Below are 21,421 nucleotides of genomic sequence, written 5' to 3'. Positions count from 1 at the left end.
TATCAAACTTCAGAATCGAGCTTCAGTTACTGTGTAATATACGCTCTTGTGAAATCAACTGCTCCACTAAAGTCAAGCCCAATGTCTTTTACATTCGGTTTCGTTAAAGAAACATTTGAGTAGTAGTAGATCGGAAGCATTACCATATCATCTTGAACCAGAATTTTCTCCGCTTTCGCAAAATCTTCCATGCGTTTTGCTGGATCAGTTTCTTTTTTAGCTGCTTCAATCAAAGCATCATATGCTGGGTTAGCATAACCTGCATTGTTGTTGCCATTGCCTGTTGTCCACATATCCAGGAATGTCATTGGATCATTATAGTCAGCAGACCATCCACCACGAGCGATTTGGAAATTCAGCTTGTTACGTGTTTGGATAAATACGCCCCACTCTTGGTTTTGAGTTTTGATGTCAACACCAAGGTTTTTCTTCCACATATCAGCAACTGCCAAAGCAATCTTTTGGTGACTCTCGCTGGAGTTATACAGCAATGTTACCGGAGGAAGTGTAGTTACGCCTTCTTCCTTCATACCTTCTTGAAGCAATTTTTTCGCTTCAGTGAAGTCTTCTTTGAAGTAATCATCTTTATTCTCAGTACGGAATTCTTGAGATACTCCTTTGATACCTGGAGGTACAAAGCCGTATGCAGGAATTTGACCGCCCAATGTTACTCTTTCAACGATTGGTTGGCGTTCAATAGCCATCGCAAACGCTTTACGGATTTTAACATTATTAAATGGTTTTTCAGTTACATTAAACAGATAGTAGTACGTACTTGCAATCCCTTTTGCCTTAAATTCGTTAGGCAGTTCTTTTTTCACAGCCGGAATTTGGTCGGTAGGAATTTCACCGTTTGGCATACCTGCGTAATCGAGTTGTCCACTTCTATAAGAAGCCAGCTCTGTTGCACCGCTATTTACAAGGGACATCGTAATTTTGTTCAGCTTGATATCATCTTTACCCCAATAGTTTTCACTTTTGGTTACTTCGATCTTTTGACCGCTGTCCCAAGTCGTTAATGTGTAAGGTCCGTTAGTGATCATGCTATCTTTCTTAACAGCCCACTTATCATTACCTTTAACGGAAGGATTTACAGGGTAAAAAGTGTAGAAAGAAGTCAATCCCAAGAAGTAAGGAGTTGGGTGCTCCAGCTCTACTTGCAATGTATGGTCGTCAACAGCTTTAACACCTACATCTTTAAAGTCTGTAACTTTAGTGCCTTTAAAAGATTTCGAAGTGCTCAGGTTGTAACCCTCAGCATTTTTGATATAGTACAATTGGTAAGCATATGGAGGTGCAGGAGCCGTGGAAGGATCCAATACCCGCTGCCAAGCAAATACGAAGTCGCTTGCTTTGACTGGGTCGCCATTACTCCATTTTGCAGTATCACGAAGCTTGAACGTATAGGTTTTGCCGTCATCGGAAATTTTCCAAGATTCAGCTACGCCAGGGATTTCTTTGCCGTCAGGACCCATACGTACGAGACCTTCATACAAAGTTTTCAGAACCGTGTTAGTTTGACTATCCTGAGCTTGTGCCGGATCGAAGGTTGGCGGCTCGGAAGCAAGGTTAATGCGCAAAATTTGCTTGTCGGCCGGAGCCGGCGTAGTCGAGGTGTTTTCTTGTGCGCCCTTACCATTATCGTTCTTGCTGGAGCCACAACCTGCGAGCAGTGCACCAACTGCAAGAATGAGTGTCAAAAGGACTAAAAAGCTTTTCCTTTTCATCTAGCGTTTTCCCCCTAGTTCTAAAGTGGTATATGTTTATAGATTATACAACCAGCGGTCAAAAAAATCTACATTACATTTCTTCAAATTGAGCTTTTTTTTCAAAAAAACATGATTAATTCATATTTTTTCACCTTTTCATGTCACCTTATATCACATGATGTTGAATATATTCTTAAATATACCAACAACAGTTAACAAAATATACGCCAATGTCATCGCTATAAAAGTTAATCTCCAGACCGCTCTACATAATCTTTTACCATCAACCTTCCCTTTTATTCGATTTTGAGCTCCTCCAATTAAACCCAAGGCCAGTAATAGGAGCAGTAGAATCAAATAAAAACCGAATCGAGATGTAAAAATGACGTTAAAGAGTGCTGCTACGGAAAATATCAGAAAAAACGTGGTAATATCCATAGAAGTAAGTAACGATTTCTTTTTTTCCATTTTAAGAATGTAGCGACAAACCGCAAACACGATCAAAAACGGAAAAAAGGGAAGAATACTGAAAGTGATAATAGTACCTTGTATAAGACTCAACTGATCACCCCTCTTTTAGCCGCATACCTTCAATTAATTGCCACAATACCTCATGAGTTGGTGCAGTAACTCCAGCCCGATCTGCCATCTGCACCAGTTGTCCGTTAATCGAAGCAACTTCCGTCATGGACTGTGCAAGTACATCAGCTAGCATGGACGAGTGATTTTCTGCCGTTGCCCGGCATACATTCATAATTTGCTCCCACCATGCGTTTTCCCAGTGGATACCATGAGCATCATACACTTGAATGCCTTCATCGTATAGCCTGCGCATCATATGTATTCGAATAGGGTCCGAAAGCAGCTCGCCATTACGAACTCGCCATACCGCCGTCAGCGGATTGATTACAGCATTGATCAACAACTTGCGATACATACCGTTATCGATTTCTTTCGACAAGCAGGCGTCAAATCCTGCTGCAAGCAACCGATTTAGCACACATTGATTAAAATTATTGTTCTTCGCCCCCTCCCTTTCCTCCGAACTACCAATTTCAGTAACACCCGATCCTGCATGTACAATAGATGCTACTCCCTGCCTCTTGGCTCCTTCAGTCGTCACAGCAGGGTATACCACAGCTTTAGGCCAAGCCTGTCTAATGCGTTCTATATGGCCGATTCCATTCTGCAAGCAAACAATTCCTGTATCTCTATCCATTTGAGCTGCAGGCTGGATCTGTTCTAATACTTCCTCAATCGCCCCCTGTTTGGTCATAAGCATTATCCATCGTGCTGGAGCCTGTGAATTTAACCGTTGCCAATCTGCCAATGGCGCTACCTTCAATTTATCCCCGGACACATGTACTGCCGTCTGCCCCTCCTTATCAAACACAGTAATCCCTTCACGAGCAATGACGCGTGCCTGCTCAAGTGTACGCGTCCACAGCCTTACTTCTGTACCCGAAGCAGACAACCTCCCGGCAAACAACAATCCCAGCGAACCCGCTCCAATAATATCAATCACCTTTGTATCGTCTCGCTTCCATCTTTTTTTCTACTATATCATATGCACTCTAAAGAAATACAAAAAACGCCAACTACGGCAAAGCGCTAGTTGACGTTTTATTTCAATATTACAGAAGTAATCTTGTTACTCAATGCGCTCCAGATTCCCATTGGCGTCCATTTTGAATCTGGATTTAAGCTCTTCCTCATCTTCAGTGATTAAAGCCAAGCGCCGAGCCCGGTCCATAATCTGAATCAGAGCTTTATAATCATCATTCACAACACGATAGTCGGTTTGTACATCATTCACTTCTTTGGACAGCCGGTCATTAATGGAGCGAAGCTGATTCAATTCTTCTTCCTTTTCCCGTAAATCTTTCTCCAACATCTTAATCTGCCGATTCGTTTCCTGGACGGATCCCTTCCATTGGCGCAAGAAGCGAATTACTGCATCAATAGATAATGTATCCTCACTCGCACCATCCGTTCTGTATCCACCTTCTACTGTATCAAGCGAGGCAAAAGCCGCAACCTGTGATACACCCACCGGGTTCTGCTTACGGATATAACTGCGCTTCTGGCGCTGTGCTTTGGCAATACTAATCGCTTCATCGTAACGTTTGCGCACGCAGCTGTTCCAACGAAAACCGCATGCTGCAGAGGTTCTTCCTATTTTTTGTCCAACCTCCTCAAACGCTGCGAGCTGCGTTCCACCTTCACGGATATGCCGCAATGTCACCTCTGCCAATATCAAGTCATCTTCCACACTCCATGCATCTTGTCTTATTGCAGTCATGCCTCTAGCCCTCCTAACAACATCCTGAAATAACCGTCTTCATGAACCGATCTTGCCGGTATTTGAATAGGGTATAAAAGCTGTTTATTCATTCCTATGCCTCTCGTAGAGTTCATAGAATCTATTTGATACTAAATTGTATTTCCATTTCTGCAAGAACTCATACGTGAACGTAAACAGTTTCGGGTTTCAAGCATGCTCAGACTGCTGTACAATAAAATGAATGGTTAAAGAAACAGAAAGGATCATATACATTACCATTAGTTTTTTTCGGGAATACATAAAAGGGGAAACCAAATGAACAAACGAATAAAAATCACAATCATCACCCTGCTGACCACCATTATGTTGCTAACTTTCATATATGTACGTCCTACCCTGGCCGCTCCCTCCCATGAAGAAAGTCAGATTTTACAAGATAGCCTCTCAATTGTAGAGATAGACCATGAAATTGAGCGAATCAGTCAGGAGCAGCAGACTCTTTTGCAGCGTCAGCAGGAACTGCGAAGTAATCTCACCGTTCAGCAAGAGCAAATGACCATACAACGGAAGCGTGCAGGTTCTGTGCTGCGATCTTATTATATGGGGGAAAGGGACAAGCTGTTGAGTGTGGTGCTAGGGGCGAAAAGTATAAGGCAACTTCTCTCTCTGTACGATTACTACTTATTATTGATTAGTCACGATCAGGATGTGCTTCAAGAATACGAATCCAATTATCAATCTATGCGAAAAACAGAACAACAAGTTACCCAAGCCTCAATGGAATTGGAGACTGTCAAAACAAACTTACTGGCACAACGTAAACGCATTGTCCTGCTTCAGTCGCGTGTAAATGACGGCGTTAACGCCAGTAATGATCCGGATACCCTACGCAAGCTAATTGGCGAAATGACAGCTTATTGGGAGAATGTAGGTGTCTACGAGGTAAATAAGCACTTTAAAGCATTAGCTCAAGCTATGCAGGATTTACCACAATTCATTCAACAACAACAAGGTGCCATGGTTACAAATGGAAAAGTCATTACGATAAGCATTCGTGAAGAGGACTTTAACCGTTTTTTAAAGTCAGAAAATGAATTGTTTAATCACTTCAACTTTACATTTACGCAGGATCGAATTGTAGTAGAAGGCCAGCAGGGGACGATGAAATTAAGGGTAGAAGGTCACTACACGGTAGAGAATGAACCGAAAAATGCAATTTTATTTCATGTGGATCGATTGGTATTTAATGGCCTGGAACTACCTGATACGACTCGCAACAAGCTGGAAAAGGATTTTGATCTGGGTTTCTACCCACAGCAGCTTATTTCATATGTCAAAGCCACAGAAGTACGTACTTTAGCAGGAATGCTTGAAGTTAAGCTCGAATTAAACTTTAAGTAAGATTTTGCTCACCTTTCATTATTCTGAATTTTTACGTGTACAAAACAAGAGACCCCGGGATATTCCCGAGGTCTTTATTATTGTAATAACGGTAGGGATTTTATAGTAGATCGGCTGCCAACTGCGCGAGCTTGGAGCGTTCTCCTTTTTCCAACATAATATGCCCGCTAATCCCTTCTTGCTTAAACCGCTCCACCACATAGGTTAGACCGTTACTGGCTGCATCCAGGTAAGGGTGATCAATCTGTTCCGGATCTCCCATCAAAATGATCTTGCTCCCCTCACCCACCCGGGACACAATCGTTTTGATCTCATGTCGGGATAAGTTTTGCGCCTCATCGACTATAATAAATTGCCCAGGTATCGAACGCCCGCGAATATAAGTAAGTGCCTCCACCTGAATACTGCCCAAGCCCATTAAAATTTTGTCGATATCACCTGATTTTTTGGCATCAAACAGATACTCTAGATTGTCGTAGATTGGTTGCATCCACGGGCGAAGTTTTTCATCCTTTTCTCCCGGTAAATAACCAATATCCTTACCCATAGGAACAACAGGCCGAGCAATTAGCAGTTTCTTGTAGCGATGTTCATCCTCTACCTTAAGCAAACCTGCCGCCAGCGCCAGCAGCGTTTTGCCCGTACCCGCTTTTCCTGTAATGGTCACGAGGGGGATATCGTCATTAAGCAAAAGCTCCAATGCCATCCGCTGTTGAGCATTACGCGCGCTGATTCCCCACACCGATTCGTTACTTAAGTACAGCGGCTCTAATCGCTCTGCCTCCTGATTCACTTTCAGCAAAGCTGATTTTCCAGTTCCCATTTCATCTTTCAGAATAACAAATTCATGCGGATACAGCGTATAAGGTAGTTCCAGTGGCTTGATTGGTAAAAAACGGTTAGAGTAAAATTCATCTATGATGGACGGGTGCACCTGTATTGCCGAGTATCCGGGATATAGCTCACTTAGATCGCCTGTTCTGTCGGATAGGTAGTCTTCGGTCAGCAGTCCCAATACATCTGCCTTGATCCTGACCAGCACGTCTTTACTGACCAAAACGACCGAACGTGGTTCAGGCTGCTCCTGCTCTTCCAGATGATAATTCAAGGCGACCGCCAAAATCCGGTTATCGTTCGAAACCTCCCCGAACATCTCCTGAACTTTCAAAAAGCTTCGGTGGTTTAATTCAACCTTAAGCCTCCCACCTTGGGGAAGTGGAACGCCACTATGCAGATGACCTACTTCTCTCAACCCGTCTAACAATCGCGATACATTGCGGGCATTCCGTCCAATCTCATCCGCGTTGCGTTTTTTGGAGTCGATTTCTTCCAGAACAACAGCTGGAATGACAACTTCATGTTCTTTGAAGGTAAAAATGGCTTTCGGATCATGCAGCAGCACATTCGTATCCAGCACAAAAAATTTCTTCATTAAATCCCCTCCAAAGCGGCGTGGACAATCTCGTGTTTCATACCTATACCTATTCACCAGGTACCCAATACTTGCTGATTCCCTGAAAAAAGAACCCCCACACCAGATAAAGCAACGAGAAGTTGTAGTGAAGATAGCTATGAGCCTGTACATTTTTAAAATTAGACACAAAAGGCCCAGTGATTGCTCACTGGACCTAGACTTGGTTCACTATAACTTTAGACATACCTCAACCCCCTTATGTTATATAAGAGCTTTACTCGCTGCGAGTATAACATAAGAGAGGAGAAAGATACATACTCAGGAATTGGAAGAAGCTGCAGTAGTGTCGCTTGCTTTTTTAGCTAATTCCTCTTGTAGCGCTTGTTTGGCCAAATCGAGCTGTTGCTCATCAATGTACACATACGGGCTACGCCACGTTCCCGCCACCGGATTGTATTTCACATTTTGCTTGGAAATATTCCAATAGGTTTGTACGATATTTTTCATTTGCTGTGACTCGATATCTGTCATCATATTCTTATCAACCGATTTAATAATTGCGCTAAACTTGGTCAAAGCGTTAAAGGATTGCATTTGGTCAATTAGGGAATGAAGCACCTGATTTTGTCGACGATTGCGATCAAAATCGTCAGATTCAGCTGTTCTTGGACGACAATTCGATTTTCGGTAGCGAACAAAATCAAGAGCCTGATCACCGTTCAAATGCTTGGCTCCAGCTGTCAGGTTAATATCGGTACCATCTGCACGGTCACGATAACACATGTTTTTATCAACCGTCACATCTACGCCACCCAAATTATCTACTACATCTCTAAAGCCCTGGAAGTTAATAACCGTCACATAATCGATATCAATGTTTAAATATTTGCCGATCATCTTCTTCATTTGTTCTTCAGCAACTTCACCAGATTCTTTCTCTCTAGCCTTAAACACCGGATAATACTCATTCAACTTACGTGGTTTATATCCATCCATTTCTAGACGCGTATCGCGTGGTAAGGACACGATGGTAGACGATTTGGTATTGGGGTTTAAGGTAGCTACCATAATAACATCTGACAAATAAGTCGGATGATCAGGGCGGTAATCGGTTCCTAGCAATAAGATAGTCAAAGGCTTAGCTTCAGCCAATTGTGTTTTGGGTACTTCCTTGTTGATCCCCGTATCCAAAACTTCCTCTACCTGATTGTAAAGATAGTAGGTATAACCAGCTGCTGCCAAAATACCTATAATGAGCAGAAACAAGACAAACTTCATAAACGATCTGAAAAAGCTTTTTTTCTTTTTCGTTTTTTTCGGTTTGGCGGATTTTTTCCCGCTTTGTGTCCGGGGAGGCAATCCGTTCGAAAGATTACTCATGCTTCAACACCTTTTCCTGCGTTTTGAGAAATATCGCTTTCTCCAAGTTTACAATCCTAAAACACACACAGCGGCGCATCCCGTTCCCGGGCGTCGCCGCTGTGGCCAAAGACCAATCCAATCAATTACGTATTTGCTTGTGCTGTTTTACGTTGCTTCTCCGCACGCTCGCGTTCACCTTTGTTTAAGATCTTTTTACGCAAACGGATGGCATTAGGTGTAATTTCGCAATACTCATCATCATTCAGATATTCGAGCGCCTGCTCCAGAGAGAAGATAACAGGTGTTTTCAGTTTAACTGTATCGTCTTTTGTTGCTGAACGAACGTTTGTCAATTGTTTTTCTTTACAAATGTTAACGACGATGTCGTTATCACGTGTGTGCTCCCCAACGATCATGCCCTCATAGATTTCAGTACCTGGCTCCAGAAACAAAATACCGCGATCTTCTACGCCCAGCATACCATAAAATGTAGAGCTGCCGTTTTCCGTTGACACGAGAACACCCTGATGACGTCCACCTACTTGACCGCCAACAAATGGTCCATAGCTGTCAAACGCATGGTTCATTACGCCGTAACCACGAGTCAAAGTCAGGAAGTTTGTAGTGTAACCGATCAGACCACGTGCAGGGATCAAGAATTCCAAGCGAACCTGTCCGGTGCCGTTATTAATCATGTTAACCATTTCGGCTTTACGGGAGCCCAAACTTTCCATAACCGCGCCCATGCTTTCTTCCGGAATATCAATGAGGAGACGTTCGATTGGCTCCATTTTCTTACCATCAATTTCCTTGACGATAACTTCTGGTTTGGACACTTGCAGTTCGTAACCTTCACGACGCATGTTTTCAATCAGGATACCCAGATGCAACTCACCACGTCCGGATACAATAAAGGCGTCCGGGCTATCTGTTTCATCAACACGTAAGCTGACATCCGTTTCAAGTTCTTTCAGAAGACGCTCACGCAATTTACGGGATGTTACCCACTTACCATCGCGACCTGCGAATGGGCTGTTGTTAACCAGGAAGGTCATTTGCAGCGTTGGCTCATCAATCTTCAGTACAGGCAATGCTTCAGGATGATTCGGATCGGCAATGGTTTCACCGATGTTGATATCTTTAATTCCCGCAATCGCTACAATGTCACCAGCGCCCGCTTGGTCAGTTTCAATACGTTTCAGACCTTGGAAGCCGAACAGCTTCTCAATACGCGCTGATTTACTGCTACCATCACGCTGCATAACTGTGACTGCTTGCCCCTGCTTGATGATACCGCGGTTTACACGACCTACTGCAATTCGGCCAAGGTATTCGTTATAGTCCATCAGTGTTACGAGGAATTGAAGAGGCTCATCTACTTTCTCAGTTGGAGCCGGAATGTGCTCTACAACTGTTTCGTACAATGCTTGCATGTTGTCGTCTTGCTTTTCAGCATCCATGCTGGATGTTCCGTTCAGCGCCGAAGCGTACACAACAGGGAATTCCAATTGCTCATCATTCGCACCCAGCTCAATGAACAGATCCAATACTTCGTCAATGACTTCTGCCGGACGAGCTGCCGGACGGTCAATTTTGTTCACTACAACGATAGGCGTCAGATTTTGTTCCAGCGCTTTACGCAGTACGAATTTCGTTTGCGGCATGCAACCTTCGTAAGCATCAACGACGAGCAAAACACCGTCAACCATTTTCATAATCCGTTCCACTTCGCCACCAAAGTCGGCGTGTCCCGGTGTATCTACAATGTTAATCAGGTAATCTTTGTAAGTGATTGCTGTATTTTTAGCCAAAATCGTAATACCGCGTTCACGCTCCAGATCGTTGGAGTCCATGGCGCGCTCCTGAACAGCCTCGTGTTCTCTAAATGTTCCGGACTGTTGAAGCAGCTTGTCGACAAGCGTCGTTTTTCCGTGGTCGACGTGGGCAATAATCGCAATATTGCGAATGTTTTCTCTTGCATGCATGGTTTGTATCCATATCCTTTCCGTATATCAAAATAGTGTCTCTATCCTGAAGCAGTGCTGATTCAAGGCTAACAATCGTTCTTTAGGCCCACTCCCTGCCAGCCTTCTATATGTTTCAGGCTTTGTACAGACAGCTTCTCTCTCCGATTCGCGTGAAAACCTTAAAATAAGCGTCAGAAATCATTCCGACGCTCTTATCATATCCATTATATTATAGTTGAAATATGTCATAAAGCAAGACATTATTGCCTGTTCCGTAATTTACCGCCATAAAATCTCACAGCTTGTCGTTTTACCTTTTCCGTTTGCCACGGTTGTTTAAGACCAACCAGATTCCAGCTCCGATCAGTAAAACTGCAATTACATATATGATGCCCGTTCTTAGCAGGGTAATGACCAGTAAAAACACCGATATCAACCCCAATATCACGCCCCCTGTATAAACATTACGAGAAAGCGAAATATCATTAATGGCGTACTGCCATAATCCAATCGCCACACCTAGAAGTAGCAAAGGCCATAAATAGGCCATTAAATGCCAGCCCCAAATATTGCAGAGCAAAAATAAGAAGCCATAAACCGACAAAATCCCTGCCGGCAGCAACATAAAGGGTGAAACTTTACGCTTCATGTACATTGCATGCAGTACGATTCCAGGTATTAAAAACAGCAAAGGCCAAAGGTTTCGTCCCAAGAAGGAGAACGTCCCCAGTTTCCCCAACAAAATAATAAGTCCTACGGCAACAATACCCACTCCGACCATACGCTCTTTTCCGGAATTCATCGTGGTCTCCTTTGTTTGCTGAATTTGTTTTTAGGTCTTTTAATGTGATTGTTTTTAAATATATTTTAGCCGATGTTTTCCAAAAAAACTACGTTCAAATATGGCGAGCTCGTAACTGACGATATATTCCTACAATGACAACTGCTGCGCCCAAAAGTCCCGGTAACCATGCATGTATTAGCTCCCCCGTACCTGCTAACCACACACCCAATCGGGGATCACGCAGTAGCATTTCTCCTGCCGTAAAAGCCAGGATTGCAGATCCAAGCAAAACAAGTACAGGGAACCGGTGAAGCCAGATCGCAATCACGTTGCTGCCCCAGACGACAATCGGAATGCTAATTGCAATACCAATGACGATAATAGCGATATCCCCATCTGCTAGGGCTGCAATGGCTAATACGTTATCTAGACTCATCACAAAGTCCGCTACCAGAATAACCTGTATAGCCTTCCATATGGTTGTTTCTGCTCTGACTCCCACATGATCCTCATTCTCATAAAGCAGCTTAAACGCAATCCATAACAGAAGTAGACCGCCTGCCGCCTGAATAAAGGGTATGCCCAGCAAAATGACAGCTACAAAAGTCAAAACACAGCGCAGGAGGACTGCACCGACTGCCCCCCACCATATAGCTTGACTCCGCTGCCTTGCAGGCAAGTTTTTGCTCGCCATGGCTATAACAACCGCATTATCACCGCTTAATACCAAATTAATCATTAATATTTTCAACAGCAAAATGATATGCTCCATGTGTACAAACACCCCCATCCTACTTGTATGCGAAATAGGACGAGGCTATGCTTATAAGCCTTGTCAAATAAGTCATCATTTATTAAAAATTGATGTCAAATTTATTGAGTAAAGACCTTGAAATCAATAACAAACAGCAATATAATGAATCGTATTTCCGAAAAACGGGTATTAAAATAAACAACATACAATGATTTTAGGATGTTTAATCAGGGAGATGAGAACGATTGATATGTCCGGACTTCAGTTCTTTTGGCTGCTGCTTAATGTGATATTTATTGACCTTCTGCTCGCAGGAGATAATGCGATTGTAATTGGACTTGCCGCCAGAAAGCTGCCTCCTACCACGCAAAAAAAAGCGATACTGTATGGTACCGGTGGTGCCCTGCTTATTCGCATCGCAGCCACCATTGTGGTACTCTGGTTGCTTCAAGTACCGTGGTTGTTACTCATCGGGGGTGTCATGTTAGTCTGGATCGCGTACAAGTTACTCGTAGACCAGGAGGACCATACCGAAGTCAAAGCGGGAACAACGTTATGGGGTGCTATTCGCACGATTGTTGTAGCCGATGCAGCTATGGGTCTGGACAACGTGATCGCTGTTGCTGGCGCGGCCCAGCAGCATTTGCTACTTGTAGTGCTTGGCCTGTTAATTAGCGTACCGATCGTTGTATGGGGTAGCACTCTTTTTATCAAACTGATCAATAAATTCCCCTGGATTATCTATTTGGGATCGGCTGTGCTTGGTTATACAGCCTCTAATATGATTACTGAAGAACGTAAGCTGGAACCCTATTTTACCGAGCACCCTGCGCTGCGTATCTTGTTTATTGCCGCAGTTATGGCTGGTATTTTGCTCACAGGATATCTTCAAAATCGCAGAGCAGTATCCAGTCGAGAAAAAGCCGTCTAAAATGATTCAAAAACTGTTTTAACTAAAATAAAAAGGCAGACCCAATTAGCTGGTGGGTCTGCCTTTTTATTTTAAAACCAATCTTCCTGTATAACTTCCTCTTTACGCCCCTCTATAGCTCCACCTGCCTCCAGGACAAGCGTCTCCGTTGCAGCCACAGCCTGTTCAATCAAGGCATTTAAATCCCGAATAGAGGCTTCAATCTTTTGAACAACCCACAAATTCGGATTGGTGGTTGGGGATTTGGGAACAAACAATGTGCAGCAATCCTCATATGGAAGGATGGATAGATCGTAGGTGCCAATTTGCTTTGCGATTTCCGTGATCTCCTGCTTATCCATCATTACGAGAGGTCGCAGCAATGGTAATTCTGTCGAACGGCCAATCACATTCATGCTGGATAACGTTTGACTAGCGACTTGCCCCAGACTGTCGCCCGTCACGAGTGCCAGTGCTCCTTCACGCTCAGCCAGCATCGTCGCAATTCGTAACATAGACCGTCTCATTAGCGTAATAATCAGATTATCCTGTCCAGTGCGCGTAAAGGCCGTCTGCACCTCTGTAAACGGCACAAGGTGGATTTTAATCCGACCCGCATAGCCTGCTAAGACCCTTGCCAATTCAATGACCTTTTCTTTCGCACGCTCACTTGTAAACGGATAGCTATAAAAATGCACACATTCAATTTCCAATCCTCTACGCATGGAAGACCACCCCGCTACCGGGCTGTCAATTCCACCAGACAGCAGCAGCATAGCTTTACCGTTCGTTCCTAACGGAAAGCCCCCTACAGCCATAATAACATCGCTGAATATATAGGCCGCCTGCTCTCTAACCTCCACACGCAACTCAATATCTGGTTGATGCACATCGACCTTCAAAGCTTGAAACTCTCGCAAAATAGGAGAACCAATTAAATGGTTCATCTCTTGTGAAGAATGAGCAAATTCCTTCCACACTCTGCGGGCATTTACCTTGAAAGTCGTTCCCTCGGCCACATTCAGCTCACGCATCAAAGCTACAGCGGTCTCAATTATAGCACCCAGCTCGACAGGAGCCATTTTGACAGGACTTATTGTCGTGATGCCAAATACTTTTTGTAACACTTGAATGATCTGTTCATAAGGCTCTCCTCCGAGAACCACATAAATCCGTCCAAATTCCTTCCGCAATGAAGCACCGGGAAACGGTTTGAGCAGCAGCTTCACGTGATTCAGTACTGCCTTTTCAAAACGAGTCCGATTCTTCCCTTTTAATGTAAATTCACCAAAGCGAAGTAACAGCATATCATAGTGCATTTTAACGTTTCCACCTTTCAAGGGATTCCAGCTTGGCTACAGCCTGTCGCAGTGCAAGTATAAGCTCATCGATATCCTGTTCCGTATGTTCATCACCGAAGCTGATACGAATGCCGCCAGACGCTTCCGCCTCATTGCATCCCATCGCCAGCAGCACCCGGCTGGGTTCAGCCAATTTCGAAGAGCACGCCGATTTGGTGGATACTACCACACCCAATTGTTCCAGCGTATGCAGCATTACCTCGGCCTTCATGCCCGGATACGAAAAGTGGACAATATGCGGCGCTTCTTCCCCGCTGTTCAGCCGCAGTTGACGGATTGTCTTCACTTCTGCGACCACCCGTTCTCTCCACTCGGTCATACGGCGTGCTGTCTCTACTTGCCGTTCGCCCGCCAACCTTACCGCCTTAGACATACCGACTAGCAGCGGTACATTTTCCGTACCTGCACGAAAACCCTGCTCCTGAGAGCCGCCACTATGCAGTGGGAAAAGCTCCACACCTTCCCGAACGAATAGTAGTCCAGCACCTTTGGGTCCACGCAGCTTATGCGCAGAGAGGCTGTACAGATCAGCCTGCCAGCCCCGGATATCAACCGGTAGCTTTCCAAACCCCTGTACACCGTCAATATGAAATAGCACACGGGGGAACTGTTTCTTGAGCGCAGCTCCGATATCATGCAACGGTTGCACCCTTCCCGTCTCATTATTGACATGCATAATACTGACTAAAATCGTATCTTTACGGACAGCGGCACAAACCTGTTCGGCGCTCACATGCCCTTCCGCATCGACAGGTAAAAATGTAACCTCAAAGCCCAGATTTGTCAGTTGTCTGCAAGCTTCGTACACAGACGGGTGCTCTGTCGATACAGTTACAATATGCTTGCCTCTGGTCTGATACTGCAAAGCTGCTCCCTTAATAGCAAGATTGTTGCTTTCCGTTGCTCCAGATGTGAAGACAATCTCTGATGGATACACTCCCAAAGCCGCAGCACATACCTCGCGCGAACGCTTAAGCAACTTATCCGCGTCCTCTCCATACCGATGCATCGAAGATGGATTCCCATAGTGGCGTCTCATGACCTCGGCAACTGTTGTAATCACCTCTTCAAAAGGTGGAGTTGTCGCCGCATAATCAAAATATCTCATTGCACTCCCCTTTCTGTCCTATAACTGCTGCAACAAAAAAAGACCAAAACAGGGAAAGGCCGCTATATTATAGCGACACCCTTTCCCCATATTGATCCTATCTGCGGACCTAATCTAATTGAAATTACGCACTTTTTTTCGTTATAAGCTATAGGGCTTAGATCGTATATTTTTCACGTGCATTTTGAATTTTGGTAATATATCTTTGCGTTTCCAGCGGAAGCTTGTCCAGTACAGCCATTAACTGTTCATCACTATTTACACCAAGCCGCTGCACCCGTCCGGGACCTGCATTATATGCAGCCAGCGCCATATTTTCTTGTCCGTTAAACCGTTTAATCTGGTAAGACAAATAACGAACACCTGCATCAATATTTTGAACAGGGTCATATGGGTCACTGACTCCCAGACCTTGAGCCGTAGCATCCATAAGCTGCATGAGCCCTTTGGCTCCTGCCGAAGAAGTGATCGACGGATTGAATGAAGATTCCGTATCTATAACTGCTTTAATCAACGCTACTGGAACGCCGTATTTCTGGCTAGCCTCGTTAATTAAATCATCATATGCTGTAGGTGTTGTGGGTCCGTCTGTTGCTGTGCTGGAAGGAGCGGGGTACAATGACGAAGCCGTCCCCCTCGAAGGTCCCAATTGAAGCCATAGTAAACCGTTTTCGTCTCTGGTAACATCACTTGAATTTTCTCGTGTCACAGCACCATCTGTTTCCAACTGACCTACTTGTTCCAGTAATCCGGAAAAAGCGTCAGTTGTACCCGTCTGGGTTGTAGCACTCATATTATTTAACAGCTGCATGTCTAACATGGACTTGGACACGCGCGGATCAATTTGCATGTGGTGTTCCCAACTTTCTATAGTTGTTATATCCCAAATAGCTTGTCATTACTGCTATGATACAACTTTTTACTATGTACTTCCATACCTTTTAATGAAAAAAAGCTCCGTTTCTGTCGAAAAGACAGCGGAGCTTTATAGATCAGCTTTAATGTAATTATATCACTAAGATGAATTTTCTCGGATATACAAAAGAAAACTGAGCTTGTTCCTCCAGTAGGGTCAACGAACGAACGGGATAAAAGCAAAATAACTCAATGTCGCCAGCGCCCCAAGACCAATCGACCAAATGCCGGTCGTTTTGCTGCCATTCACATAAGCAAAAAAACCTAAAACTGCAGCAATAGGTCCCAGCACAATGGACCACATAAACAATGAGGCAATTCCTGCAGCCAGACCAATATAGCCAGAAATACGGCCACTATTGTTTATAACCTGCTCTTCACCCTTGACCTCATGTCGAGTCACAGCTGAGCCGGGAGCAACCTCTGCTGCATATTCTTCACGATCATTACGGCGCTTGGCAGATCGTTCATGAATGTGACGGGGGTAATCTACACGTTTGCGGCTAACATGCTCTTCATTCTGATGCTTGTCGTTTTCATGATCTTCCATAATAAACTGCACCTCCAAATGCGAAATGAATCGCGTAATAAAATTCACACGGACTTCGGCTTAAAAGTGTGGCAACAGGTTGCGGCTGACGTGGCAGCCTTATCACGTTCTTCTGAACTGAAGCTTTCTCCCGCATATTCTTCTTTAAATTTCTTTCCGGCATGACCATCAACTTCAATCATGATCAAATCCGCCTTGCACAAGTTGTTTTCTCCCCAATAATGGCAATTGGCTACGCTACACTTAACGATTGGCTTGGCCTCTTGGCTCATGATCATCACCTCGGATTCATTGTCCCCCCGCTACCCTGCACCTATGCGTTCATGGTATTTGGCAGTTGGTGACATAAGAAAAAAGCCGCTTCCTTCACCTCCTCCAAAATGGCAGGAAGCAAGTAGAAAACGGCTTGCTTGTCTTGTTTTAGTTTTTGATTAGAAATGATCTTCCCCGTTGAATGCTTTAGGCATGAGTACGTCGAGTCTGCATCCGGCGCTGAGTCAAATAGTCACTTTCATAATAAGTCAGATCATCACGCAATTCTTCAAAATTTTTCGTGATGTCCATGATCACTTCGCGAGCGGCTGGCACTGGCGTTTTACGGAAGCGGATAGCATCTTGTCCCGTATACGCATAGCGTCCATCCTCTGCGTAAGATTCATTTTTGGGATAAAAAAAGCTGTTCACGCAGTCATGGTAAACGTTATACAATGCCTTTTCCGCAAAATCGACGTCAAAATTGGCACGGCGTAAAGCCACACCCAGCTTTTCATAAGATACTTCGGAAAAAACAAGGACATGACGGAGATCCGACAAAAAGCCTTTGTAAAAAAGTACGGACTCCTCATTGCCATCTGTAGCCAGTTGCGGCAGAGCATGCTCATTGAGGAATGTTTCCACCCGTTTCACGGCAGTTTTCAGTCTCTCCTGCGCCGACTCACATAATTTTTGTACGTTGACTGCTGACATCAAGGCAGCTCCCCCTTATTTGTTGCTTGTTCATCAATTTGGTTACCCGAAAATAGTCCCTTCTAACCGAAAGAGCTGTAATTTTCAGTATTTATCCTACCACAAATGAGCATTGAAAGGTATAAAAACATGCCAACCTCCTCACGCTAAACCATAAATTTATGAATACTCAAGGAGGACGGTCCCATGTCTCGGCGAAAATGGTTAAAACCCCTGCTCGGAGCAGCTGCCGGGGTACTTCTCATCACACTGATGCTGCCTTCCCGTGATCACCGCCATACACCACAGCCCGAATATACGGCCAAGATGGTGCCACAGCAAGAGAAGCAGCTCAAAAAAGGAATGTTGGCTTTGGACCTGTCCGCTACGGATACCCTCACACGCATGGATGCAAGGCAGGATATTCAATACGTGATGCGGGAGCTTGATGGTAAAACTGCTGATCAGAAAAGACAGTTTACCCGCAGGCTACAGCAATCGCACAGTCATCTTCATACGTTACTGTGGATTCACACACCCGACGGGAACACGAGCACCTATACGGGCACCAAAGTACAAACTCGTCTGCTCAGTCATCCTCAAATCAAAAGCAGCTTGGCTGCGGCTCGCCGTTCTGTCATGCAAAATAAATCCTACGAATCTGCTGCATTTCAGGCTGAAGGCGGTAAATTTTTTGTCATGGCAGAACCATCGGCTGACGGAACATGCGGCGTTGCTGCCCTGGTCAGTCAGCAAGTATTGCGTGACGTGGAGAAGCATCAGCGGAAGAATTTGCGTTTGATTCCCTATCCAAAAGAAGGCAGCTACAAAATCGAATCCGTACATCCCGACACATTGCACGATATTACTGTCAAGACGGGCCACGACAACGAAAATGCAAGCCATTATTTCGAAAACGAAATTGTCGTTCGCTTCCGTCACAATCCTGATTCACGACAACTGGAGGAAATTGCAGCAGATTTACACTGTGCGCCAGGCCGCAAGCTTGGTTATACCTATGTATTTCATTCGGATAAGATGAACTTCAAGGAACTAAAACAGTATTTTTCAAGAAAGTGGAACCCGCTTTATACTGAGCCTCACTACATGTATCTAACCAATGAGAAAACACCTATCAAAGCGGACAGCTCTATCCCCAATGATTTGCTCTTTTCCCGCTATCAATGGAATCTGCCGGCTACTGAAACCAACCGCGGTTGGAAATTAAGCAAAGGCAGCAAGGACGTAATTGTCGCTGTCGTAGATACGGGAGTAGATTTGGATCACCCCGACCTAAAAGGTCAAATCCTTTCAGGTCGTAACGTGGTAAACCCGTCTGAAAAGCCTTATGATGACGTCGGTCACGGAACGCACGTCGCTGGCATCATTTCTGCCCTCGTGAACAATGGTGAGGGGGTCGCCGGCATGACGTGGTACAACAAAGTCATGCCGATTAAGGTACTTGACCAATCCGGCTCCGGTACGACTTACTCGGTTGCAGAAGGTATTATATGGGCAGCTGATCATGGGGCCAAGGTCATCAATTTGAGTCTGGGCAATTACGCACAAGCTGAATTTTTGCATGATGCGATCAAATACGCCTATGATAAAGATGTCGTATTAGTTGCAGCTACAGGTAATGACAATACGGAACGACCTGGCTATCCAGCAGCGTATCCTGAAGTATTTGCCGTTTCCGCTACAGATTCTTCTATGCACCGTGCATCCTTTTCTAACTATGGAGATTATGTAGACGTCATGGCTCCAGGTGCAAGTATTGCCAGTACGTACCCAGGGAACCAATATGCTGCACTGTCGGGTACTTCAATGGCCAGTCCCCATGTATCTGCGCTTGCTGCACTGATTCGATCCATTAACCCCGATCTGACCAACAAAGAGGTTATGGATTTAATGAGAAGCAGCGTAATTGACTTGGGCACACCCGGGCATGACAAATATTTCGGATATGGTCAAATTGACGTGTATAAAGCGTTGAAAGCAGCACAACGTCCATATGTTCCTTTGCAATTCTATCCACAGCATTTAAGTGACAAGTTAAAATCAATATTAAAGAAACTGGAAACGTAAGATTCCTTATTGGAAAAAAGCAGCCATGTTGCTCCATGGCTGCTTTTTTGGGCTTTATTAACGCTTGGAACTACTGCGAACAGGACGCTTGCCATGGCTGCGAGTATGACAGCAAGGTTCTCCAGGGTCCTTTATACTCACCGGAAATACGTGATGAGGTACAGGTACAATGTGCGTCTGATTAACAATTTCAATCGGATGAACCACAGGCACGACTTGTGGGAAAAATTGATGATTTACAAATTGGATCGGCGGGCACACGATCGGGTCGTAAGGGCAATGACTCATAATGTGCAACTCCTTTCGGTGAATTAGTACAGCATATTAAGAAGGCGTGTGCTGTGCTTGGATGTTTACCCCCTAATACAAATATCCCTTATAAAATAGGCTTCCGTTCAACAATGACCGAATGATCAAGCAGTTCGCCCAACAAACGGCACAGTTTGTGAAGACCTGTTTTAAGTGTTTCCTTGTCCGCATACGAAAAAGAAATACGGATATGATTACTGTCCATACCACCTGCATAGCATACTGCACCAGGTAAAAAGGAAACACCTTCTCGGTCAGCCAGCCGCTCCAATTCTGGAATATCAACATTAGGTGGAAGCTTAATCCACACATTTAAGCCGCCTTCGGGAGCATACCAGCTGACCTCTGGCGGAGCATAGCGCTGGAGCGTATGCAATGCAACTGTCAACCGATCCCGCATTTGTTCCCGCAACCAAACAAGATGCTGATTAAGTCGATTCCTGATAAAGGGCAGTAGCGCTTTTTGCGTTAATAGAGGGCTCCCCAAATCCGTAGTAGACTTGGCAGCCACCAAACGATCCATTACACTGCCAGTGGCCGCTACACAAGCTATACGGCAGCCGGGAGCAACGGTTTTGCTAAAGCTTTTGATATATATCACATGTCCGGACTGATCATGCGCCTTGATAGAGAGTGGCGGCTTTGTTTTATAATATAGGTCGGAAAATGGATCATCCTCAACAATGAGGCAATGATAACTTTGAGCTAGATCCAGTAATTGTGTGCGTCTGGCCATCGTTAAAGTTACTCCGGTAGGATTATGAAAGGTGGGTATCGTGTAGATCAGTTTTGGGGGATGAGTGTCACAGAGACGCGTGAGGATATCGATCCTCATGCCCTGCTCATCCATCGGAATCATAATTACTTTGGCACCACGACTGGTAAACACATCAATGGCCCCCGTATATGTAGGAGCCTCCATGTAGACAACATCACCAGAACCCACAAAGGTACGTGCCACCAAGTCAATGCCCTGTTGGGCACCACTGGTCACGAGCAGCTGTTCTGCCACTGTGCATATACCGCGTTCGTTCAGGTGATCTGCAAACACTTCCCTCAGCGCTAAATCACCTTCAAAAGTCCCGTATGCTGCCATTGCATCGGGATTTCCAGAGGATAGACGTTGAGTATCAGCGATGATTTCGCGTGTAGGAAGAAGCTCCGGTTGAATTGCTGCTATATGAAAAGAATAAGGAAACTGTCTGCTATGGTTAAAGTTTCTCCATAACTGTGCGCGCGGCAAATAATCGATCAGCGACATTTGCCATGACAAATCCTGTGCTCCCTCACGTTGAACAGCTACTGAAGGCTCCGCTACATAGCAACCTTTTCCCTGTGTACAGGTAACCAAATGAATAGACTCCAACTCAGCATACGCCTTGCTTACAGTTACGGGACTTACCGCAAGCAGACTGGACAGATGACGGACAGAAGGAAGCTTTGTACCCTGAGGCAGCAATCCAGACTGGATGCGATCTGCTAATGTTTTAGCAATCTGTAAATATAATTTGACACTGCTATTGCGGCTGAGATCAATATGCATCGGAACCGTCCCCTCCA

Annotated in this window: 20 protein-coding genes; 3 read left to right on the top strand and 17 right to left on the bottom strand. The window is 44.7% G+C overall.

The window, feature by feature from the left end; translation table 11 throughout:
• Positions 1 to 26: 26 nt before the first annotated feature.
• From ACQW03_RS20645 to ACQW03_RS20630, 4 genes are all read right to left on the bottom strand, one after another.
• Positions 27 to 1,727: a peptide ABC transporter substrate-binding protein gene (locus tag ACQW03_RS20645; protein WP_023989459.1), complete on the bottom strand. Its 1,701-nt coding sequence runs from the start codon at positions 1,725 to 1,727 to the stop codon at positions 27 to 29.
• A 153-nt stretch (positions 1,728 to 1,880) separates the two neighbouring features.
• Positions 1,881 to 2,270: a DUF3397 domain-containing protein gene (locus tag ACQW03_RS20640; RefSeq protein WP_013311106.1), complete on the bottom strand. Its 390-nt coding sequence runs from the start codon at positions 2,268 to 2,270 to the stop codon at positions 1,881 to 1,883.
• A gap of 4 nt (positions 2,271 to 2,274) precedes the next feature.
• On the bottom strand, positions 2,275 to 3,234 hold the full coding sequence (locus ACQW03_RS20635; protein ID WP_441951507.1) for a ketopantoate reductase family protein: 960 nt from the start codon (positions 3,232 to 3,234) through the stop codon (positions 2,275 to 2,277).
• Between the two features lie 126 nt (positions 3,235 to 3,360).
• Positions 3,361 to 4,011: an RsfA family transcriptional regulator gene (locus ACQW03_RS20630; RefSeq protein WP_013311108.1), complete on the bottom strand. Its 651-nt coding sequence runs from the start codon at positions 4,009 to 4,011 to the stop codon at positions 3,361 to 3,363.
• 297 nt (positions 4,012 to 4,308) lie between these two features.
• Here ACQW03_RS20630 and ACQW03_RS20625 point away from each other — a divergent pair, with 297 nt between their 5' ends.
• Positions 4,309 to 5,394, top strand: coding sequence for a coiled-coil domain-containing protein (locus tag ACQW03_RS20625; RefSeq protein WP_441951505.1), 1,086 nt, complete (start codon positions 4,309 to 4,311; stop codon positions 5,392 to 5,394).
• Positions 5,395 to 5,494: 100 nt separating this feature from the next.
• On the opposite strand, the gene ACQW03_RS20620 is transcribed toward ACQW03_RS20625, so the two are convergent.
• The 5 genes from ACQW03_RS20620 to ACQW03_RS20600 all read right to left on the bottom strand — a co-directional run bounded on the left by ACQW03_RS20620 (position 5,495) and on the right by ACQW03_RS20600 (position 11,693).
• Positions 5,495 to 6,826, bottom strand: a complete 1,332-nt coding sequence (locus tag ACQW03_RS20620) for a PhoH family protein (RefSeq protein WP_441951503.1) — start codon at positions 6,824 to 6,826, stop codon at positions 5,495 to 5,497.
• A 300-nt stretch (positions 6,827 to 7,126) separates the two neighbouring features.
• Positions 7,127 to 8,188, bottom strand: a complete 1,062-nt coding sequence (locus ACQW03_RS20615) for an LCP family protein (RefSeq protein ID WP_441951501.1) — start codon at positions 8,186 to 8,188, stop codon at positions 7,127 to 7,129.
• A gap of 125 nt (positions 8,189 to 8,313) precedes the next feature.
• Entirely contained in the window at positions 8,314 to 10,155 is a 1,842-nt protein-coding gene (gene typA / locus ACQW03_RS20610; protein ID WP_013311112.1) for a translational GTPase TypA, read from the bottom strand.
• A gap of 292 nt (positions 10,156 to 10,447) precedes the next feature.
• The gene (locus ACQW03_RS20605) at positions 10,448 to 10,939 is read right to left on the bottom strand and encodes a hypothetical protein (protein WP_071641782.1); all 492 of its coding nucleotides are present in this window, start codon (positions 10,937 to 10,939) and stop codon (positions 10,448 to 10,450) included.
• A 94-nt stretch (positions 10,940 to 11,033) separates the two neighbouring features.
• On the bottom strand, positions 11,034 to 11,693 hold the full coding sequence (locus tag ACQW03_RS20600; protein ID WP_071641784.1) for a TerC family protein: 660 nt from the start codon (positions 11,691 to 11,693) through the stop codon (positions 11,034 to 11,036).
• A 217-nt stretch (positions 11,694 to 11,910) separates the two neighbouring features.
• On the opposite strand from ACQW03_RS20600, the gene ACQW03_RS20595 reads away from it, so the two are divergent.
• Positions 11,911 to 12,606: a TerC family protein gene (locus ACQW03_RS20595; protein ID WP_220029883.1), complete on the top strand. Its 696-nt coding sequence runs from the start codon at positions 11,911 to 11,913 to the stop codon at positions 12,604 to 12,606.
• A gap of 71 nt (positions 12,607 to 12,677) precedes the next feature.
• Here the strand turns inward: ACQW03_RS20595 and thiI are convergent, their stop codons facing one another.
• The 6 genes from thiI to ACQW03_RS20565 form a co-directional block, all read right to left on the bottom strand.
• Positions 12,678 to 13,904, bottom strand: a complete 1,227-nt coding sequence (gene thiI / locus ACQW03_RS20590) for a tRNA uracil 4-sulfurtransferase ThiI (RefSeq protein WP_071641786.1) — start codon at positions 13,902 to 13,904, stop codon at positions 12,678 to 12,680.
• Between the two features lies 1 nt (position 13,905).
• Entirely contained in the window at positions 13,906 to 15,054 is a 1,149-nt protein-coding gene (locus ACQW03_RS20585; RefSeq protein ID WP_441951497.1) for a cysteine desulfurase family protein, read from the bottom strand.
• 157 nt (positions 15,055 to 15,211) lie between these two features.
• Entirely contained in the window at positions 15,212 to 15,904 is a 693-nt protein-coding gene (locus ACQW03_RS20580; RefSeq protein WP_071641790.1) for a lytic transglycosylase domain-containing protein, read from the bottom strand.
• A gap of 222 nt (positions 15,905 to 16,126) precedes the next feature.
• A complete protein-coding gene (locus ACQW03_RS20575; RefSeq protein ID WP_076293501.1) occupies positions 16,127 to 16,519 on the bottom strand; it encodes a hypothetical protein in 393 nt (130 codons plus the stop codon).
• A gap of 44 nt (positions 16,520 to 16,563) precedes the next feature.
• A complete protein-coding gene (locus tag ACQW03_RS20570) occupies positions 16,564 to 16,791 on the bottom strand; it encodes a DUF1540 domain-containing protein (RefSeq protein WP_013311120.1) in 228 nt (75 codons plus the stop codon).
• Between the two features lie 187 nt (positions 16,792 to 16,978).
• Positions 16,979 to 17,485, bottom strand: a complete 507-nt coding sequence (locus ACQW03_RS20565) for a YpuI family protein (protein ID WP_023989471.1) — start codon at positions 17,483 to 17,485, stop codon at positions 16,979 to 16,981.
• 186 nt (positions 17,486 to 17,671) lie between these two features.
• On the opposite strand from ACQW03_RS20565, the gene ACQW03_RS20560 reads away from it, so the two are divergent.
• Positions 17,672 to 19,552: a S8 family peptidase gene (locus ACQW03_RS20560; protein ID WP_071641792.1), complete on the top strand. Its 1,881-nt coding sequence runs from the start codon at positions 17,672 to 17,674 to the stop codon at positions 19,550 to 19,552.
• A gap of 57 nt (positions 19,553 to 19,609) precedes the next feature.
• On the opposite strand, the gene ACQW03_RS20555 is transcribed toward ACQW03_RS20560, so the two are convergent.
• On the bottom strand, positions 19,610 to 19,840 hold the full coding sequence (locus tag ACQW03_RS20555; protein WP_071558470.1) for a hypothetical protein: 231 nt from the start codon (positions 19,838 to 19,840) through the stop codon (positions 19,610 to 19,612).
• An 88-nt stretch (positions 19,841 to 19,928) separates the two neighbouring features.
• Positions 19,929 to 21,404, bottom strand: a complete 1,476-nt coding sequence (gene pdxR, locus ACQW03_RS20550) for a MocR-like pyridoxine biosynthesis transcription factor PdxR (protein WP_071641794.1) — start codon at positions 21,402 to 21,404, stop codon at positions 19,929 to 19,931.
• Positions 21,405 to 21,421 lie beyond the last annotated feature (17 nt).

Origin of the sequence: Paenibacillus sp. DRB1-1 (assembly GCF_052119485.1) — a bacterium.
In the GTDB taxonomy this organism is placed as follows: Bacteria; Bacillota; Bacilli; order Paenibacillales; family Paenibacillaceae; genus Paenibacillus; species Paenibacillus polymyxa_B.
This window is presented reverse-complemented; position numbering and strand designations above follow the sequence as displayed.

What these genes read in the sequence shown, in the direction of transcription:
- ACQW03_RS20645 (WP_023989459.1), bottom strand. Translation starts at nt 1,727, where the DNA reads ATGAAAAGGAAAAGCTTTTTAGTCCTTTTGACACTCATTCTTGCAGTT.
- ACQW03_RS20630 (WP_013311108.1), bottom strand. Translation starts at nt 4,011, where the DNA reads ATGACTGCAATAAGACAAGATGCATGGAGTGTGGAAGATGACTTGATA.
- ACQW03_RS20625 (WP_441951505.1), top strand. Translation starts at nt 4,309, where the DNA reads ATGAACAAACGAATAAAAATCACAATCATCACCCTGCTGACCACCATT.
- ACQW03_RS20620 (WP_441951503.1), bottom strand. Translation starts at nt 6,826, where the DNA reads ATGAAGAAATTTTTTGTGCTGGATACGAATGTGCTGCTGCATGATCCG.
- ACQW03_RS20615 (WP_441951501.1), bottom strand. Translation starts at nt 8,188, where the DNA reads ATGAGTAATCTTTCGAACGGATTGCCTCCCCGGACACAAAGCGGGAAA.
- typA (WP_013311112.1), bottom strand. Translation starts at nt 10,155, where the DNA reads ATGCATGCAAGAGAAAACATTCGCAATATTGCGATTATTGCCCACGTC.
- ACQW03_RS20605 (WP_071641782.1), bottom strand. Translation starts at nt 10,939, where the DNA reads ATGAATTCCGGAAAAGAGCGTATGGTCGGAGTGGGTATTGTTGCCGTA.
- ACQW03_RS20600 (WP_071641784.1), bottom strand. Translation starts at nt 11,693, where the DNA reads ATGGAGCATATCATTTTGCTGTTGAAAATATTAATGATTAATTTGGTA.
- ACQW03_RS20595 (WP_220029883.1), top strand. Translation starts at nt 11,911, where the DNA reads ATGAGAACGATTGATATGTCCGGACTTCAGTTCTTTTGGCTGCTGCTT.
- thiI (WP_071641786.1), bottom strand. Translation starts at nt 13,904, where the DNA reads ATGCACTATGATATGCTGTTACTTCGCTTTGGTGAATTTACATTAAAA.
- ACQW03_RS20585 (WP_441951497.1), bottom strand. Translation starts at nt 15,054, where the DNA reads ATGAGATATTTTGATTATGCGGCGACAACTCCACCTTTTGAAGAGGTG.
- ACQW03_RS20580 (WP_071641790.1), bottom strand. Translation starts at nt 15,904, where the DNA reads ATGCAAATTGATCCGCGCGTGTCCAAGTCCATGTTAGACATGCAGCTG.
- ACQW03_RS20575 (WP_076293501.1), bottom strand. Translation starts at nt 16,519, where the DNA reads ATGGAAGATCATGAAAACGACAAGCATCAGAATGAAGAGCATGTTAGC.
- ACQW03_RS20570 (WP_013311120.1), bottom strand. Translation starts at nt 16,791, where the DNA reads ATGAGCCAAGAGGCCAAGCCAATCGTTAAGTGTAGCGTAGCCAATTGC.
- ACQW03_RS20565 (WP_023989471.1), bottom strand. Translation starts at nt 17,485, where the DNA reads ATGTCAGCAGTCAACGTACAAAAATTATGTGAGTCGGCGCAGGAGAGA.
- ACQW03_RS20560 (WP_071641792.1), top strand. Translation starts at nt 17,672, where the DNA reads ATGTCTCGGCGAAAATGGTTAAAACCCCTGCTCGGAGCAGCTGCCGGG.
- ACQW03_RS20555 (WP_071558470.1), bottom strand. Translation starts at nt 19,840, where the DNA reads ATGAGTCATTGCCCTTACGACCCGATCGTGTGCCCGCCGATCCAATTT.
- pdxR (WP_071641794.1), bottom strand. Translation starts at nt 21,404, where the DNA reads ATGCATATTGATCTCAGCCGCAATAGCAGTGTCAAATTATATTTACAG.